Origin of the sequence: Martinezella rhizogenes, assembly GCF_027460065.1 — a bacterium.
Taxonomy (GTDB): Bacteria; Pseudomonadota; Alphaproteobacteria; order Rhizobiales; family Rhizobiaceae; genus Agrobacterium; species Agrobacterium rhizogenes_C.
This window is the reverse complement of the sequence record NZ_JAPYZZ010000001.1, coordinates 153251-169619: the sequence shown is the minus strand read 5'-3', so window position 1 is coordinate 169619 and position 16369 is coordinate 153251. Positions and strand designations below refer to the sequence as shown.

The 16369-nt window shown below is 60.6% G+C and carries 14 protein-coding genes; 10 read left to right on the top strand and 4 right to left on the bottom strand.

Features of this window, described 5'->3' with window-relative positions; all coding sequences use genetic code 11:
• Position 1 precedes the first annotated feature (1 nt).
• Both O8B93_RS00815 and O8B93_RS00810 read right to left on the bottom strand, forming a co-directional pair.
• A complete protein-coding gene (locus O8B93_RS00815; protein WP_269707953.1) occupies positions 2-1846 on the bottom strand; it encodes a tetratricopeptide repeat protein in 1845 nt (614 codons plus the stop codon).
• Between the two features lie 191 nt (positions 1847-2037).
• Positions 2038-3054, bottom strand: a complete 1017-nt coding sequence (locus O8B93_RS00810; RefSeq protein ID WP_010971026.1) for a polyprenyl synthetase family protein — start codon at positions 3052-3054, stop codon at positions 2038-2040.
• Positions 3055-3165: 111 nt separating this feature from the next.
• Between O8B93_RS00810 and O8B93_RS00805 the strand changes: the two genes are divergently transcribed.
• From O8B93_RS00805 to O8B93_RS00760, 10 genes are all read left to right on the top strand, one after another.
• Positions 3166-3396, top strand: coding sequence for a putative signal transducing protein (locus O8B93_RS00805; protein WP_065114928.1), 231 nt, complete (start codon positions 3166-3168; stop codon positions 3394-3396).
• Between the two features lie 6 nt (positions 3397-3402).
• Entirely contained in the window at positions 3403-4203 is an 801-nt protein-coding gene (locus O8B93_RS00800; RefSeq protein WP_269707951.1) for a tRNA1(Val) (adenine(37)-N6)-methyltransferase, read from the top strand.
• Between the two features lie 87 nt (positions 4204-4290).
• Positions 4291-5160 carry a S49 family peptidase gene (locus tag O8B93_RS00795; RefSeq protein WP_269707950.1) on the top strand — a complete coding sequence of 290 codons (870 nt, stop codon included), beginning with the start codon at positions 4291-4293 and terminating at the stop codon, positions 5158-5160.
• A gap of 20 nt (positions 5161-5180) precedes the next feature.
• A complete protein-coding gene (locus tag O8B93_RS00790) occupies positions 5181-5375 on the top strand; it encodes an NfeD family protein (protein ID WP_269707949.1) in 195 nt (64 codons plus the stop codon).
• A gap of 100 nt (positions 5376-5475) precedes the next feature.
• Positions 5476-6438: a glycine--tRNA ligase subunit alpha gene (locus tag O8B93_RS00785; RefSeq protein ID WP_269707948.1), complete on the top strand. Its 963-nt coding sequence runs from the start codon at positions 5476-5478 to the stop codon at positions 6436-6438.
• Positions 6439-6516: 78 nt separating this feature from the next.
• Complete coding sequence (locus tag O8B93_RS00780) at positions 6517-7068, top strand: LemA family protein (RefSeq protein WP_269707947.1); 552 nt, start codon at positions 6517-6519, stop codon at positions 7066-7068.
• An 88-nt stretch (positions 7069-7156) separates the two neighbouring features.
• The gene (locus O8B93_RS00775; RefSeq protein WP_269707946.1) at positions 7157-8434 is read left to right on the top strand and encodes a 3-phosphoshikimate 1-carboxyvinyltransferase; all 1278 of its coding nucleotides are present in this window, start codon (positions 7157-7159) and stop codon (positions 8432-8434) included.
• 22 nt (positions 8435-8456) lie between these two features.
• On the top strand, positions 8457-10394 hold the full coding sequence (locus tag O8B93_RS00770) for a DUF2207 domain-containing protein (RefSeq protein WP_269707945.1): 1938 nt from the start codon (positions 8457-8459) through the stop codon (positions 10392-10394).
• A 98-nt stretch (positions 10395-10492) separates the two neighbouring features.
• On the top strand, positions 10493-12859 hold the full coding sequence (gene glyS / locus O8B93_RS00765; protein ID WP_269707944.1) for a glycine--tRNA ligase subunit beta: 2367 nt from the start codon (positions 10493-10495) through the stop codon (positions 12857-12859).
• Positions 12860-13090: 231 nt separating this feature from the next.
• The gene (locus tag O8B93_RS00760; RefSeq protein WP_269707943.1) at positions 13091-13585 is read left to right on the top strand and encodes a 2-thiouracil desulfurase family protein; all 495 of its coding nucleotides are present in this window, start codon (positions 13091-13093) and stop codon (positions 13583-13585) included.
• 115 nt (positions 13586-13700) lie between these two features.
• On the opposite strand, the gene O8B93_RS00755 is transcribed toward O8B93_RS00760, so the two are convergent.
• Both O8B93_RS00755 and O8B93_RS00750 read right to left on the bottom strand, forming a co-directional pair.
• Positions 13701-15524, bottom strand: a complete 1824-nt coding sequence (locus O8B93_RS00755; protein ID WP_269707942.1) for a methyl-accepting chemotaxis protein — start codon at positions 15522-15524, stop codon at positions 13701-13703.
• Positions 15525-15849: 325 nt separating this feature from the next.
• Positions 15850-16359, bottom strand: coding sequence for a plant virulence effector HPE1-like domain-containing protein (locus tag O8B93_RS00750; RefSeq protein WP_269707941.1), 510 nt, complete (start codon positions 16357-16359; stop codon positions 15850-15852).
• Between the last annotated feature and the right edge of the window lie 10 nt (positions 16360-16369).

The following is a 16369-nucleotide window of genomic DNA, read 5'->3' as shown; positions in this document are numbered from 1 at the left end:
GTCAGGATTTCTTGTCCGGCGTTGGGGTCGCCGGTGCCGGAGGGGCCGGTGGTTGCGGCGCCACGTCCTTCTTGGCGGTGTTTTCAGCGTCCTTTTCGACAGGCGGCAGGCCGTTGGCGATTTTTTCCTTCACCTTGGCCTTGTCCACATCGTCATTGTCGCCGATGAGCGCGCGGTTCCACTGATAAACGGCCTCGATCTTGCGGCCCACGCGCCAATAGGCATCGCCCAGATGGTCGTTGATGGTGGGGTCACCGGCCTTGAGCTCGATAGCGCGCTCTAGTTCCGTCACGGCCTGATCGAAATCGCCGAGGCGATAATGCGCCCAGCCGAGCGAATCGACGATATAACCGTCATTCGGCCGAAGCTCGACCGCGCGGCCGATCATCTTCATGGCGTCATCGAGATTGATGCCCTTATCCACCCAGGAATAACCCAGATAGTTCAGAACCTGCGGCTGATCGGGGTTAAGCTCCAGCGCCCGCTTGAAATTCGGTTCGGCCTTGTCCCATTGCTTCAGCCGCTCATAGGCGATGCCGCGCTGGAAGAACACCGACCAATCCGACTTCTGCGGCACGGCACCGATCACCTCGATAGCCTTGTCGTAGTTCTCGGCCATCGCCTTGTAGTCCTTGGCGTCGGAAAGAACGCTGCCATAAGCGAGGTAGGAACGGATGTCCTTCGGATCGGATTCAAGCAGCGACAGAAGATGCTTGCGCGACTCTTCCACCTTGCCGGTCTGTGCCAGCGTCAATCCGAGCTGCAGCTCGGAGATGCGGTGCATCGGTGAATCCTTCGGCACTTCGCGATAGAAGGTGATGGCACGCTCAGGCTGCTTCATAGCTTCGGCAAGACCGCCGAGAAGTATGAGCGTATCCGGGCTCTTTGGATCAAGGGCACGCGAGGTCTGTAGATAAAGGGTCACAATCTCTTCGGCGCCCTCGCGGTTCAACGCGCCGGCAATCGAGAACATAACGCTGGCCGCACCCTCCACCGCATTGGTAATCTGCTGCTCCGGCTTTTCACCCTTTTCGATCGCTTCGCGAAGCGCTTTCAGCGGCGCGTAATTCGGCGCGAAAGTGTCGCCGACGGCGATCGCATCCAGTGCCTTCTGCTTGTTGCCGGCGGAAGCCTCCAGCCGCGCAAGCGCCATGACCGCGCGCATATAGGTATCGGAGGCGGTGGCCCCGCCTTCGCGGTCCGTCACGGCTTCGTTCAGGCTCTTGCGGGCGGCTTCGACATTGCCGGAAACCAGGGCGATGGCCGCGGCATTGTATTTCTGGAAGATCGAAATCCAGCCCGGGCCCTTCATATTGTTGACGAGCGCCAGCGCTTCCTTCGGCTTGCCGGAACCGGCACGCGCCCAGGCGGTCAAAAGCGTGTTGACCATGCGGTCAAGATCGTTCGGACCGGTATATTTCAGGATTTTCTCGGCCTTGGTGAATTCCTTGTCCTTGATGGCATCGAGACCGCGCACGATGGTCGTGACGCGCTCCACCGAGGTATCGTCCTTCATCGAATCGGCGATCTTGGCGCCGGCCTCGAAATTACCGCTCAGAAGTTCGGCGATCATCAGCCGCTGGCGGATTTCCGAATTTGCCGGATCATATTCCAGCGCCTTCTTGTAGAGCGAAATCGCGGTAGGATAGTCCTGATCGACATCGGCATTGCGTCCGGCGAGGAAAGCGCCGGAGAAGGTGTTGACCTTGCCGGGATCGAAGGTAACGGCTTGATCTTCCGGTTTCGCCTTTGTCTCCGCAAAGCCGGGGCTGGCACCCGCGCCGATTGCGAGAGCGGCGGCAAGAGCCGCGCTGCAGAGAAGACGAAGTGCTGGTTTACGCCGCATGAGGGAACCTTTGCCTTTGTGCGAATGCACGGAAAAATCAGTTTCCATTGTTTGGTCACGATAGAATGGCTTTTTTGAAGCAACCCCGCAAGAAATTATGGCCTGTGCCACAATCACGCCTTGCGGGGAAACCGGCCCGGAACGTCGGGCGGATGGACCTGTCCATCCGCCTTTTGCTGAGGGCTTGAGCGTCAGTTGAGACGCTCGATGCAGAAGTCGATGACCTCGAGAAGCGCATTTTTCCATGGGCTCTGCGGCAACGGCGCAAGCGCGTCACGGGCGATCGTGCCGTAATGCGTGGCGCGACCGATCGTGTCGCCCAAGCCGTTATATTTGGTAATCAGACCGAGCGCCTTTTCCAGGTTCTCGTCGCTGCTTTCGCCCTTCTCGATGGCGTTGCGCCAGAAGGCGCGCTCATCCTGCGTGCCGCGTCGATAGGACAGGATGACCGGCAGCGTGATCTTGCCTTCGCGGAAATCGTCACCGGTGTTCTTGCCGAGATCGGCGGACTTGCCGCCATAATCCAGCACGTCGTCAACCAGCTGGAAAGCGAGGCCGAGATTCATGCCATAGGATTTCAGTGCGCTGCGGCTGGCCTTGTCCGTTTTGGCGACGATGGGGCCGACTTCGGCTGCGGCGGCAAAGAGGGCAGCCGTCTTGGCGCGAATCACCTGCAGGTAATCGTCCTCGGTCGTTTCCATGTTCTTGGCGACCGAAAGCTGCAGCACTTCGCCCTCAGCGATGACGGAAGCGGCGGTGGAGAGTACGTCGAGCGCGTCCAGCGAACCGACATCCACCATCATGCGGAAAGCCTGGCCGAGCAGGAAGTCCCCGACGAGAACGCTCGCCTGGTTGCCCCAGATGGTGCGGGCGGTGGATTTGCCGCGGCGCAGATCGCTTTCATCCACCACATCGTCGTGCAGAAGTGTCGCCGTGTGCATGAATTCCACGCTGGTGGCAAGCTTGATGTGGTTATCGCCCTCGTAACCGAACATCGAGGCCGAGGCGAGCGTCAGCATCGGCCGCAGGCGTTTGCCGCCGGAGGAGATAAGATGGTTGGCCACCTCGGGTATCATCTGGACATCGGAACCGGCCCTGGAAAGGATAAGCTGGTTCACCCGTTCCATGTCGGGACGGGTCAGGTCGACAAGCGGCTTGACGGATGCGAGTTTGTTTTTGCTTTCTTCAAGCGGTATGACGACGCCCAAGGGACAGGACTCCAGTTCGAATTTGAACTCGACAATAAAAACTGATGCCTTGTGCGGCAAGGGGCGAATTGCCGCTAGCCATTCAAAAAGATGGGAATTTAGGGCTTATCCATGCGTGAACTGATCCGTACCAACGATGCCGTGCTTCTTTCCTTCGCTGAAAGCCTGATGAAGGACGCCGGCATCCATTGCCTCATAGCCGATCAGGCGATGAGCATTCTGGAGGGATCGCTCGGCCTTCTGCCGCGAAGGTTCCTGGTGGAAGAAGATCGCGCCGACCAGGCCCGCCGCATTCTCATGGATGCCGGGCTGGGGGACGAGTTGCGCAACGAAGAGGCTTGAGCGGCGGTGGGCGACGGCATTTCCGAAACGATCGACGCGTTTCACCGGGGTCGGTTTCACATCATCCAGCCGAAGGGCAGGGGGCACCGGGCGGGCATGGACGCCATGCTTCTGGCGTCATTGGTGGCGGATAACCGCGCCTGCCGGATCGCCGATCTCGGCGCTGGCGCCGGTGCCGCCGGCATGGCGGTGGCGGCGCGGCTCGAAAAGGCCGAGGTGACACTCTATGAACGTTCCCCGGAAATGGCTGAATTTGCCCGCCGCGGTCTCGAATTGCCTGAGAATGCCGCTTTTTCGGCCCGCGTCGAGGTTCTCGAAGCCGATGTGACACTGCGGGCGAAAGCGCGTGTCGAAGCCGGATTGCCTGATGAGCATTTCCATCACGTCATCATGAACCCGCCCTATAATGACGCGGGCGACCGCCGCACGCCGGATGCCCTGAAGGCCGAGGCGCATGCCATGACGGAGGGCCTGTTCGAGGACTGGATCAGGACCGCGAGCGCGATCATGGTTTCGGGTGGGCAGCTTTCCCTGATTTCACGGCCGCAATCGGTGGCGGAGATCATCGCCGCCTGCGGCAGCCGCTTCGGCGGCATCGAGATCACCCTCATCCATCCCCGCCCCGGCGAGGATGCGGTGCGCATGCTCGTCACCGCGATAAAGGGATCGCGCGCACGGCTCACTTTCCGCACGCCGCTCATCATGCACGAGACCGGCAGTCATGCCTTCACGCCCTTCGTGGATGACCTCAATAATGGCCGCGCCGCCTATTCGCGCAATGTAAGGGCAATCCGGACGGCGTCATAAATATCGGGTGATGCCATCGGCAAACCATTGTGTTTTGCCGGGCGATACATACATCGATGACGATAGAGCAATTGCTGCGAGGATTGATTGGTGGGTTTTCTGAAGTATCTGGTGCCGAAACGCTTTCGCAAAAAAGAGCTCGTCATCCCCGTCGTGCGCATGCAGGGCGCGATCATGGCCGGCGGCAACCAGTTCCGCCCCGCCCTCAATCTCGCCTCCTATGCGCCGTTGCTTGAAAAGGCCTTTGCCGTCAAGGACGCCCCGGCCGTCGCCATCTCTCTGAATTCTCCCGGCGGTTCGCCGGTGCAGGCGCGGATGATCTATAACCGTATCCGCCAGCTTGCCGAGGAAAAGGACAAGAAGGTCCTGATCTTCGTGGAAGACGTGGCGGCCTCCGGCGGTTATATGATCGCACTTGCCGGCGACGAGATCATCGCCGACCCCACCTCCATCGTCGGTTCGATCGGTGTCGTATCCGGCGGCTTCGGTTTTCCGGAAATGCTGCGGAAGATCGGCGTGGAGCGCCGCGTCTATACGGCCGGCGAAAACAAGGTCATCCTCGATCCGTTCCAGCCGGAAAAGGAAGGCGATATCGATTACCTCAAGTCGTTGCAGGTCGAAATCCACAATGTCTTCATTGATATGGTCAAGATGCGCCGCGGCTCGAAGCTGAAGGGCGACGAGGCGATCTTCTCCGGCTTGTTCTGGACCGGCATGCGCGGCCTCGACCTCGGCCTGATCGACGGGCTGGGCGACATGCGGGAGGTTCTGCGCCGCCGTTACGGGACAAAGGTCAAGCTTCAGCTCGTCAGCGGCGGGCGCTCGCTGTTCGGCAAAAAAGTGCCTGGCGTGAATGCGGCGCTCGGCCTCAATGCAGAAAGGCTCGCGGCAGGCGCCGTCTCGGGTCTTGCGGAGGTTGCCGAAGAAAAGGCATTGTGGTCGCGTTTCGGTCTATGATGTCGCAGGAATAAGGCCTTATGGCGCAGCTCATTACAATTCTTCTTCTGGTGGTGGGGTCCATCATCCTCTATCGCCGCTTTGTTCGCGACGCGGAAAAGCTGTCGGCGAAATCGAAACAGCGCGAAAAGGAACGCCAGACCGGCGCCATCGGCACGCTGATCAAGGACCCCGAAACCGGCGAATACCGGGTGAAGCGCGAGGATGAGGCGTAAGGCTGCGGCTTTACGCATAAAACCTTGACCCCCACGCCCTGCCGTGGCACCAGTCCGCATCCGAAGTAAGTCACTGCTTACTTATCCTCCTAACGCCGCGATGACTGCAATGACCGATATTCCCGACCATATGAACCCGAAGCGTTCCTTTCAGGCACTGATCCTGACGCTGCACAATTACTGGGCCGACAAGGGCTGCGCGGTGCTGCAGCCCTACGATATGGAAGTGGGCGCGGGTACGTTTCATCCGGCGACGACACTGCGCGCACTCGGCCCGAAGCCGTGGAGGGCCGCCTATGTGCAGCCGTCGCGCCGTCCGTCGGACGGTCGTTACGGGGAAAACCCCAACCGGTTGCAGCATTATTACCAGTATCAGGTCATCCTGAAGCCCAACCCCTCTAATCTTCAGGAGCTGTATCTCGGTTCGCTGAAGGCCATCGGTCTCGATCCGCTGCTGCACGATGTGCGCTTCGTCGAAGACGACTGGGAAAGCCCGACACTCGGCGCCTGGGGTCTTGGCTGGGAATGCTGGTGCGACGGCATGGAAGTGTCACAGTTCACCTATTTCCAGCAGGTTTGCGGCATTGAATGCTCGCCGGTCGCGGGTGAGCTGACCTATGGTCTGGAGCGTCTGGCCATGTATGTTCAGGGTGTCGACAATGTCTACGACCTAAACTTCAACGGCCGCGAGGGCGAAGAGAAGATTTCCTATGGCGACGTCTTTTTGCAGGCCGAACAGGAATATTCCCGTCACAACTTCGAATTTGCCGATACGGCCATGCTGCACCGCCATTTCATCGATGCGGAAAAGGAATGCCTGGCGCTTCTCGCCGCCGGTGCGCCCGGTGACAACGACAATCAGCGCCTGCACAAATGCGTGTTCCCGGCCTATGACCAGTGCATCAAGGCGAGCCACGTCTTCAACCTTCTGGATGCGCGCGGCGTAATTTCGGTCACGGAACGCCAGAGCTATATCCTGCGCGTGCGCACGCTGGCGAAAGCCTGCGGCGAAGCCTTCCTGCTGACGGATGCCGGCGGGTTGAACTGGAACAGGGCCGCCTGACGATCTATCTAAGGCGGGCAACAGTCTAACGTGCGGATGCCGCTCATGGCGTCCGCGCCTCTTGAGGAGGGGTCGGGAATGTTCATCACGCTGGCAATCATCGCGGCAATCGCGCTTTACGTCGTCTTCATCTATAACGGCCTCGTCAAGGCGCGGCAGATGAAGGAAGAGGCGTGGTCGGGCATCGATGTGCAGCTGAAACGCCGCACCGATCTCATCCCCAACCTCATCGAGACCGTAAAAGGTTATGCGGCGCATGAAAAAAGCACCTTCGAGGAGGTGATTGCCATGCGCAACCGGGCGCAGGCCGTGCCGGCTGGCGATGTTGAAGGCCGGGCCCAGGCGGAAGGCCTGCTGTCGCAGGCGCTCGGCAAGCTCTTTGCACTCGCCGAAGCCTATCCCGATCTGAAAGCCAACACGAACTTTCTGGAATTGCAGCGGTCGCTTGAAACCATCGAAGGCGAACTCCAGATGTCGCGCCGTTATTACAATGGTGCCGCGCGCGATCTCAACGTCAAGGTGGAGAGCTTCCCGTCCAATCTGGTCGCCGGCCAGTTCGGCTTTACCAAGGCGCCCTATTTCGAGATCGACAATCCGGCCGACCGTGCCGTGCCGACGGTAAAATTCTGAGGACGCCCTTCCTCTGACGGTTTAAAAACCTCCTGCTCAAATTCCGATAATCCGGCTCCGTGCCGCATTCTTTGACAAGACGACGATCATGATCGAACTGACCATCACCCCGCCCGGCCACCCGCTTTCCGGCAAGGTCGAGCCGCCCGGCTCCAAATCCATCACCAACCGCGCGCTGCTGCTCGCCGGCCTCGCCAAGGGCAAAAGCCGCCTGACCGGTGCACTGAAGAGTGACGACACGCTTTATATGGCCGAAGCCCTGCGCGAGATGGGCGTGAAGGTGACCGAGCCTGATGCCACCACTTTCGTGGTGGAAGGCACGGGCGTTTTGCAGCAGCCGGAAAAGCCGCTTTTCCTTGGCAATGCCGGCACCGCCACGCGGTTCCTCACCGCCGCTGCCGCACTTGTCGACGGTGCCGTCATCATCGATGGTGACGAGCACATGCGTAAACGCCCGATCCTGCCGCTGGTGGAGGCGCTGCGCTCCCTCGGTGTCGAAGCGGAGGCGCCGACCGGCTGCCCGCCCGTCACCGTTTGCGGCAAGGGCACGGGTTTCCCGAAAGGCAGCGTCACCATCGATGCCAACCTCTCCAGCCAATATGTGTCAGCGCTTCTGATGGCCGCCGCCTGCGGCGACAAGCCGGTCGATATCATCCTCAAGGGCGAGGAAATCGGTGCGAAAGGCTATATCGATCTCACCACCTCGGCCATGGAAGCCTTCGGCGCGAAGGTGGAAAGGGTCAGCAACGCCATTTGGCGCGTGCACCCAACCGGTTACACGGCAACCGATTTCCACATCGAGCCGGATGCCTCCGCCGCCACCTATCTCTGGGGCGCGGAGCTTCTGACCGGCGGCGTGATCGATATCGGCACGCCGGCCGACAAATTCACCCAGCCGGATGCCAAGGCCTACGGCGTCATGGCAAAGTTTCCGCACCTGCCCGCCGAAATCGACGGTTCGCAGATGCAGGACGCCATTCCGACCATTGCGGTTCTGGCCGCCTTCAACGAGACGCCGGTGCGTTTCGTCGGCATCGCCAATCTGCGCGTCAAGGAATGCGACCGCATCCGCGCCGTCTCGCTCGGCCTCAACGAAATCCGCGATGGTCTGGCGCATGAGGAAGGCGACGACCTGATCGTGCATTCCGATCCGGCTCTGGCCGGCCAGACGGTCAAGGCTTCCATCGATACCTTTGCCGACCACCGCATCGCCATGAGCTTTGCGCTGGCGGCCCTGAAGATCGGCGGCATTGCGATCCAGAACCCGGCCTGCGTCGGCAAGACCTATCCGGGCTACTGGAAGGCGCTCGCCTCGCTCGGCGTCAACTATACGGAAAAGGAAAGCGCTGCCGAACCGCAGCACTGAAGCCATCAAGGAGGGATCGCCCGTGAAGACCATCGCCGCAAGACTTCTCGCGCTGTTCGTCTTGCTGGGCGCCGCCTTCCCGGCCTTTGCGGAGGAATTTATCCGCTCCTACCATTCCGTCGTCGAGGTGGCGGCGGATGGCAAGCTGACGGTGACGGAAACCATCACCGCCCGCGCTGAAGGCCAAAACATCAAGCGCGGCATCTTCCGCGATTTCCCGCTTTATGCGCTGGATGCGAATAACCGCCGCACCAAGGTGGATTTCAACGTCGTTTCGGTGGAGCGCGATGGCGCGCCGGAAAACTGGCGCACCGAAACGATCGATGGCGGCATCCGTATCTATACCGGCAGCGCCGACCGCTTTCTGCCGACCGGCGAACACATCTTCCAGATCACCTACACCACCGCCCGGCAAATCCGTTATTTCAGCGATTATGACGAACTGACCTGGAACGTCACCGGCAATGGCTGGCAATTCCCGATGGGCGAGATTTCCGCGACCATCACTCTGCCGCAGGGCGTCAAGGCCACCGATACGGCCGTCTTCACCGGTCCGCTGGGCGCGAAAGGCAAGGATGCCCGCATCCTCAGCGAAGGCAATGAAGTCTTTTTCGCCTCCACCCGTCCATTTTCGGTGGGTGAAGGCATGACGGTCGCCGTCAAGCTGGCCAAGGGGGCCATCGCCGCGCCTGATAGCTCGCAGGAGGCGGGCTGGTGGCTGCGCGACAATCTCGCCATCCTGCTTTCGGGCGGCGGGCTTTTCGCCGTGCTGCTTTATTACCTGCGGGCGTGGTTCGCGGTGGGCCGCGATCCGGCCAGAGGCGTGATCGTGCCGCGCTGGGATGCGCCGGAAGGGCTTTCCCCGGCTCTGGTCAATTATGTCGATAATCGCGGTTTTTCCGGCGCGGGCTGGACGGCGCTCTCTGCCTCGGCCCTTGACCTTGCGGTAAAGGGTTTCGTCGTTCTGGAAGACCTGAAGAATTCCATCGTCATTCGCCGCACGGAAAAGGCAACCGCTGCCGATCTGCCGACCGGCCAGAAGACGCTGCTTTCCTCCATCGGCGGCTCGGGCGAGACGCTGACCATCGACAAGGCCCATGGCGCGGAGGTTGAGAAGGTCGGCAAGCAGTTCCGCGCGGCGATAGAAAAAGAACATCGCGGCAAATATTACCGCAGCAATGCCGGTTACACCGTCTTCGGCATTCTTTTCAGCATCGCCATCATCATCGCGACGCTGGTGTTCGGCGATCTCGATGAAAGCGCCATTGCCGCCGTCCTCGTCTTCGGCTTTTTCGCCTTCTTCTTCAGCATCCTGTCGATTGGCATCGGCAGGCAGTTCTCGCGCGGCGCACCGCTGCGCAAGCGCATCGGTGGCATCGTCATGCTGGCCTTTGCCGGTTTCGTGGCCTTTTCGGCCATTGGCGGCATCGCCACGCAAATCCTGCTGGATGTGACGCACGATACAAAGTCGCTGGCGCTGGCCGCCATCGGCGGCATCGTGCTCACCAATGCACTGTTCCTGTTCCTGATGGGCGCGCCGACCCCGCTCGGCCGCAAGCTGATGGATGGCATCGAAGGCCTCCGAACCTATCTGACGCTGGCGGAAAAGGACCGGATGAACATGGCCGGCGCTCCTGCCATGTCGCCACAGCATTTCGAGACATTGCTGCCCTATGCCGTGGCGCTGGGCGTCGAAAAACCGTGGAGCCGCACCTTCGAGGCCTGGCTTGCAACGGCTGCCGCCGGTGCCGCTGCTGCAACTTATGCGCCCGGCTGGTATGCGGGCAGTCATTACGGCAGCTTTGGCGACAGGATCGGCGGCTTTTCCACCTCCATGGCCAATACCATTGCCTCCACCATTCCCCAGCCCGTCAGCTCTTCCGGCTCCAGCTTTTCGGGCGGTGGCGGCGGTGGTTTTTCCGGCTCTGGCGGCGGCGGTGGTGGCGGCGGCGGCTGGTGATGCGCGCTGGCGGTAATTTAACCGATAGCTGGTGACTTTTGCCGCTGGTCTTGCTAAGTCCGCGACACTCTTTTGCAACAGATTAAAGTCCTTATCCCATGCCCGATCTTCTGCTTGAACTTCGCTCCGAGGAAATCCCCGCCCGCATGCAGCGCAAGGCGGCGGGCGATCTGAAGAAACTCGTCACCGATGCCTTGGTGGAGAGAGGGCTGACCTATGAGGGCGCACGCGAATATTGGACGCCGCGCCGCCTGACGCTGGATATTCGCGGCCTCAACGCCCGCTCCGCCGATGTGCGTGAGGAGAAGAAGGGCCCGCGCACCGACGCCAATGAAAAGGCCATCGAGGGCTTTCTGCGCGGCGCCGGCCTCAACGATATCTCGGAAGCGCAGGTTGTTTCCGATCCGAAGAAGGGCGATTTTTACATCGCCATCATCAACAAGCCCGGCCGCCCGGCGGAAGAGATCATCGCCGAGGTGATGCCCGGCATCATCCGCTCCTTCCCCTGGCCGAAATCCATGCGCTCCGGCCCGGCCTCCATGCCGAAGGGTTCCAGCTATGCCGGCATCGAAGGCAAGGGCTCCGAAAGCCTGCGCTGGGTGCGCCCGCTGCAATCCATCGTCTGCCTGTTCGGCCCCGAACATGACGAAACGCAGGTCATTCCTTTCGTGATCGACGGCATCGTCGCCGGCAATGTCACCTATGGCCACCGTTTCCACGCGCCGGGCCCGATTACCGTTCGTCGTTTCGAGGATTATGTCTCAAGCCTCGAAAAGGCGAAGGTCATTCTCGATGCCGAGCGCCGCAAGGACATCATTCTGCACGACGCCAAGGATCTGGCCTTCGCCAACGGTCTCGACCTCGTGGAAGACGAGGGTCTTCTCGAAGAAGTCTCCGGCCTCGTCGAATGGCCGCAGGTGCTGATGGGCACCTTCGAGGAAGATTACCTGCAGATCCCCGCAGAAATCATCCGCCTCACCATCAAGACCAACCAGAAGTGTTTCGTCACCCGCAATCAGGGTGCGGAAGAGGGCCTTTCCAACCGCTTCATCCTGATCTCGAACATCGAGGCAAGCGACGGCGGCAAGGAAATCATCCACGGCAATGGTAAGGTCGTACGCGCCCGCCTGTCGGACGCCCGCCATTTCTGGAACCGTGACCAGGGCGATCTGCCCGATCTGGAAACGCTCAAAGATTCGGCTGCGAAATTCGGCCTCGACCTTAAAAAGCCGCTCGACCAGCGTATGGCGAAGCTGGATGCGCTGAACGTGACGTTCCATGCCAAGCTCGGCTCTCAGGGCGAGCGCGTTACCCGTATTCGCGAACTTGCAAAAGCGCTGGCCCCCGTCGTTGGTGCCGATGAAGCGCTGGTAGACCGCGCCGTGGTACTGGCGAAAGCCGACCTGCGCACGGAAGCCGTGGGAGAGTTCCCCGAGCTTCAGGGCCTGATGGGCCGCAAATACGCGACGCTTCAGGGCGAAAACGAAAGCGTCGCCGCCGCCATCGAAGACCACTACAAGCCGCAAGGCCCCTCGGATCGCCTGCCAGCCGGCAAGGTGGCGATCACGGTTGCTCTCGCCGACAAGCTCGATACGCTCGTCGGTTTCTGGGCCATCGATGAGAAGCCGACCGGTTCGAAGGACCCCTTTGCGCTGCGCCGTGCGGCGCTGGGTGTGGTGCGCGTTTTGCTGGAGCGGAATGTACGTCTGCCGCTAAGTGAAGCAATTCGAATTCCAATGATTTTGATCATGATGGAAATCGAGAATAAAGATCGTGAAGCTCGATTCCCGATACAGCAGTACTTTGATATCGCGTTTGCAAAACGACGTGAATGGACCGACGCTGAGCGCGCGGAAGAAGTTTCTCGGGTGTATGCTGATTATGTGAAGTTTACAGATGCACCCGATGACGGAGGAGAATTCCTTAGGAATGTGGCTGAGCGCCCCAGCGACCTTCTCTCCTTCTTCCACGACCGCCTGAAGGTCTATCTCCGCGATCTCGGCGCCCGTTACGATCTGATTGACGCGGTCCTTACGCCAGAATCGGACGACCTGCTAATGATCGCCCGCCGCGTCGAGGCGCTCACCGCGTTCATCACAGGCGAGGATGGCAGGAATCTTCTGGCGGGCGCCAAGCGCGCCACCCAGCTTCTGGCCGCCGAGGAAAAGAAGGGCACCGTGGTGGCCGATGGCGTCTCGGAAGAGCTCTTGAAGCTCGACGCCGAAAAGGCGCTCTACGCGGCGATCAAGACAGCCTCTGCCGATGCCGCCAAGGCCGTCGAAGGCGAGGATTTCCGCTCGGCCATGCAGGCGCTTTCGACGCTTCGTGCGCCCGTCGACAAGTTCTTTGAGGATGTGCTCGTTAATGACGAGGATGCGGCCATCCGCGCCAACCGTCTGGCGCTGCTGAAGGCCATCCGCGAGGCAACCGGTACGGTTGCGGATTTCTCGAAGATCACCGGGTAAGGGATCGTTGTGACCGGGCATGTCAGCGTGTGCGGTTCACCCCCCTCTGCCCTGCCGGGCATCTCCCCCTCAAGGGGGGAGATCGACCAGTCGCGACCTCTTAGCCACATTGAACGTTTCGGGAAGAGCGGGGAGCATGCCTCTCGCCGATCTCCCCCCTTGAGGGGGAGATGCCCGGCAGGGCAGAGGGGGGGTAAGCCACGGTCTCGACTGCCGCAGGATGAGTTCCCATTGACCCACACACATCCCAAGATACTCATCAGCGCCTGCCTCCTAGGCCAGCCCGTCCGCTACGATGGCAAGGGCAAACCCCTATCCCACCCAACAATAGAGCGCTGGCGAAGCGAGGGCAGGCTGGTGACCATCTGTCCGGAAATGGCCGGTGGCATGCCCGTGCCGCGCCCACCGGCGGAAATCGAGAAGGGGGCTTCCGGTCTCGATGTACTGGACGGTCGCGCCCGCGTGCTGGAGGTAACCGGCGGCGATGTCACGGCGGAGTTTATTGCCGGTGCGGAAAAGGCGCTGGCCGTCGCCATGGCCAGTGGCTGCACGCACGCACTGCTGATCGACGGCAGTCCGTCCTGCGGATCAGTCGCGATCTATGACGGTTCGTTCTCCGGGATCAAACACGCAGGTAATGGCGTGACGGCGGCGCTGCTCGAAAAAGCCGGTATCGAGGTCTTTTCGCCAGCCGATATCGACCGACTGGATGCGCTGACCCGTTAGAGTGTTTTGGAGCATTTCCGGACGGAAAACCGGGTTCCACTTTTCCTGGAAATGCTTGAAACAAAAGCGCCGGAGTTACCCCCGGCGCCGTTTTCGTCGATAGCTTCGGAGCGTATCACCCCGCCATGCGCATCTCGCGCGCCATGCCATGCAGTTGGTGGCCGGAAGAGACGCGGAAGCCGCGGATGAGGTTCAGCAGCTCTTCGGTGTCCACGGCCAGCGCTTCCGCCGAAGCCGTGGTTTCTTCCGCCATGGCCGCATTGTGCTGGGTGGCGACATCAAGCTGGTTGAGCGACGTGGAGATCGAACGCAGGGTCGTATCCTGTTCGGCTGCCGAATGGGCGATCTTGCTGACGATCTCGTTGGCGGATTTGATCTGGTCGGAGATGCGTTTCAGCGCGTCACCGGCCTCGCCGACAAGCCGCACGCCGTTTTCCACCTGGGCGGAAGAACGGGCAATCTGTTCCTTGATCTGCTTGGCGGCTGCGGCGGATTTCTGCGCCAGTTCACGCACTTCCTGCGCCACCACGGCAAAGCCCTTACCAGCCTCACCGGCACGCGCTGCTTCCACGCCGGCATTCAGTGCCAGAAGGTTGGTCTGGAAGGCGATGTCGTCGATCACGCCGATGATGTTGGAAATCTGATCGGAAGACTGTTCGATGCCGCTCATCGCAGTGATCGCCTCTTCCACAACCTGGTCGCTGCGCGTCGCTTCCGAGCTGACGGTGGTGACCCGCTTGGCGGCGTCAGCTGCACCTTCCGCCGTCTGGCGCACCGCGACCGTCAGTTCGTCGAGTGCTGCGGAGGTCTCTTCGAGATTGGCAGCCTGCCGCTCGGTGCGCTGCGAAAGCTCGTTGGAGGCCTTGCGGATTTCCTCCTTGGAGCCGCCAATATCGATGCTCTTGGAATTCACCTTGGCCATGGCGGCGTCAAGATGCGTCAGCGCCTCGTTGAAATTGTCGCGAAGCGCCGCATAACGGTTGCCGAGATCGCCGCAGCGCACGGTCAGATCACCACCGGCCAGCTTTTCCAGTGCCTCGCCGATGGTCGTGACGACACGCGCCTGCAACTCGGCTTCGTCGCGTTGCATGTCGAGATTGTTCTGGCGCTCGGCATTGAGCTGCCGCTGCTGTTCCTCCTCACGGCGCTGCATGGCATGGCGTTCACGCACCTTGTCCTGAAGCGAGGCTGTAGCCTTCGCCATCATGCCCACCTCATTGGTGAGGCCGGTGTGGGGAATGGAGAGCGAGACGTTCTCATTGGCCACTTCGCCGAGTGCACGGTGAATGTCGCCAAGCGGCTTCGAAATGCCACGGATGACGTAGAAAGCGGCGGCAAGCGCCAGCACGAAGATGAGCGCGCCGATCGACAGCGCCTTCATCACCTCGCCGCGAACCTGCGCATTCAGATCGTCGATGTAAACACCGGTCACGACAACCACCTGCCATGGCTCGAAGGCAAGGGCGTAGGAGCTCTTGGCGTAGTCATTGCCTTCCATGCCGGGCTTCGGACCGTAGAAATCCGTCTGCCCACCGCCATTGCGGCCAAGCCGCACCAGCTCGTCACGATAGGCAAAGCCCTTGCTGTCAGGCTTGCCCTTGTAGTTTTCCCCGACCCGCTTCGCATCGGGATGGAATTTCATCGTCACGTCGTAGTCGTAACCGAAGAGATAGCCGTCAGGGGTGAAGCGCATGGCGCTGACGGTCGCATAAGCCTGTTTCATGGCCTCGTCGCGCGAAAGCGTTCCGGCCTTTTCCTTGTCATGGAAGGATTGCAGGATGGAGATCGCCGATTGCACCTGTGTCCGCAGCATGCCGTAGCGTTCCTCATAGATCGCATCGGTGGCGGATTTCAGCTGGTAGAAGGTCGCCGCGGCGAAGGCGGCCATCAGGGCCACCACGAGAACGATCAGTTGACGGGAAATGGAAAGGTTCTTCATGGGCGCTCACAAGCGTTTGGGATCGCGCGTCGCAAAAACGCCGCGCGGTACCGATGTTTCGGAGAGGGGAGACGCGCATGATGCGCGATGAAAGGGCCGAAGCGCCTGCCCGCGCTATGGCCTCTTTCTGTGCTGCATTGCACTATAGACCCACTTAGCGGGGAAAAATTTGAATAAATATTTAATTAGTGAAAGCTTTATCAGGTCGGACTGGGAGAATAAGCGGCGGAGAAAGTAATATTCCCCTGATGGTTGCGGTATTGCTTGGAGAATGCAGCGAAAGCGCGATTATTTGACGTTTGTCATCAAAAGCGCCGCAGGCGGATCAATTGCCGCGCAATTGCAAATCCGGGAACTGGGGCGTGCCGATCACCGCGGCGTTGGCCGGCTTGGATGCATTGTCGCTGGAGATTGTCTTGACGGCTGCCGTGGTCGTCGTCACGTCGATGCCGGCGGGCGTTGAAACCGTTTCAGCGGGATGTGCTTCGGGTGCCGCCTCGTCATAGGTGGCGATTGCTGTGCTGGAGGGGGCCGTCATCCATGCCGGATTGGTGCTGACGAAGGTGACGGGCGCACCGCCAAGCCAGGCTTCGGTGCGCACCAGTGTGCGTTTGCCGTCGACTTCGTGCATTTCCGTGTGCTGCGTGCCCGGCTCGATGGAGGGAACGGCATAACTCTCTGCCGCGGGTTTGTTTTTCAACGGCTGGCAGCCGGCGCAATTCAGGCGAACGAAGCTGCCATTGGTGACGTGCACGCCATTGATATATTCGATGGAGGATGCCATCGCTGACCCGCTGGTCAGCACGACAATCGCTGTCAGAAAAAGACGCTGCATCGAAAACCCC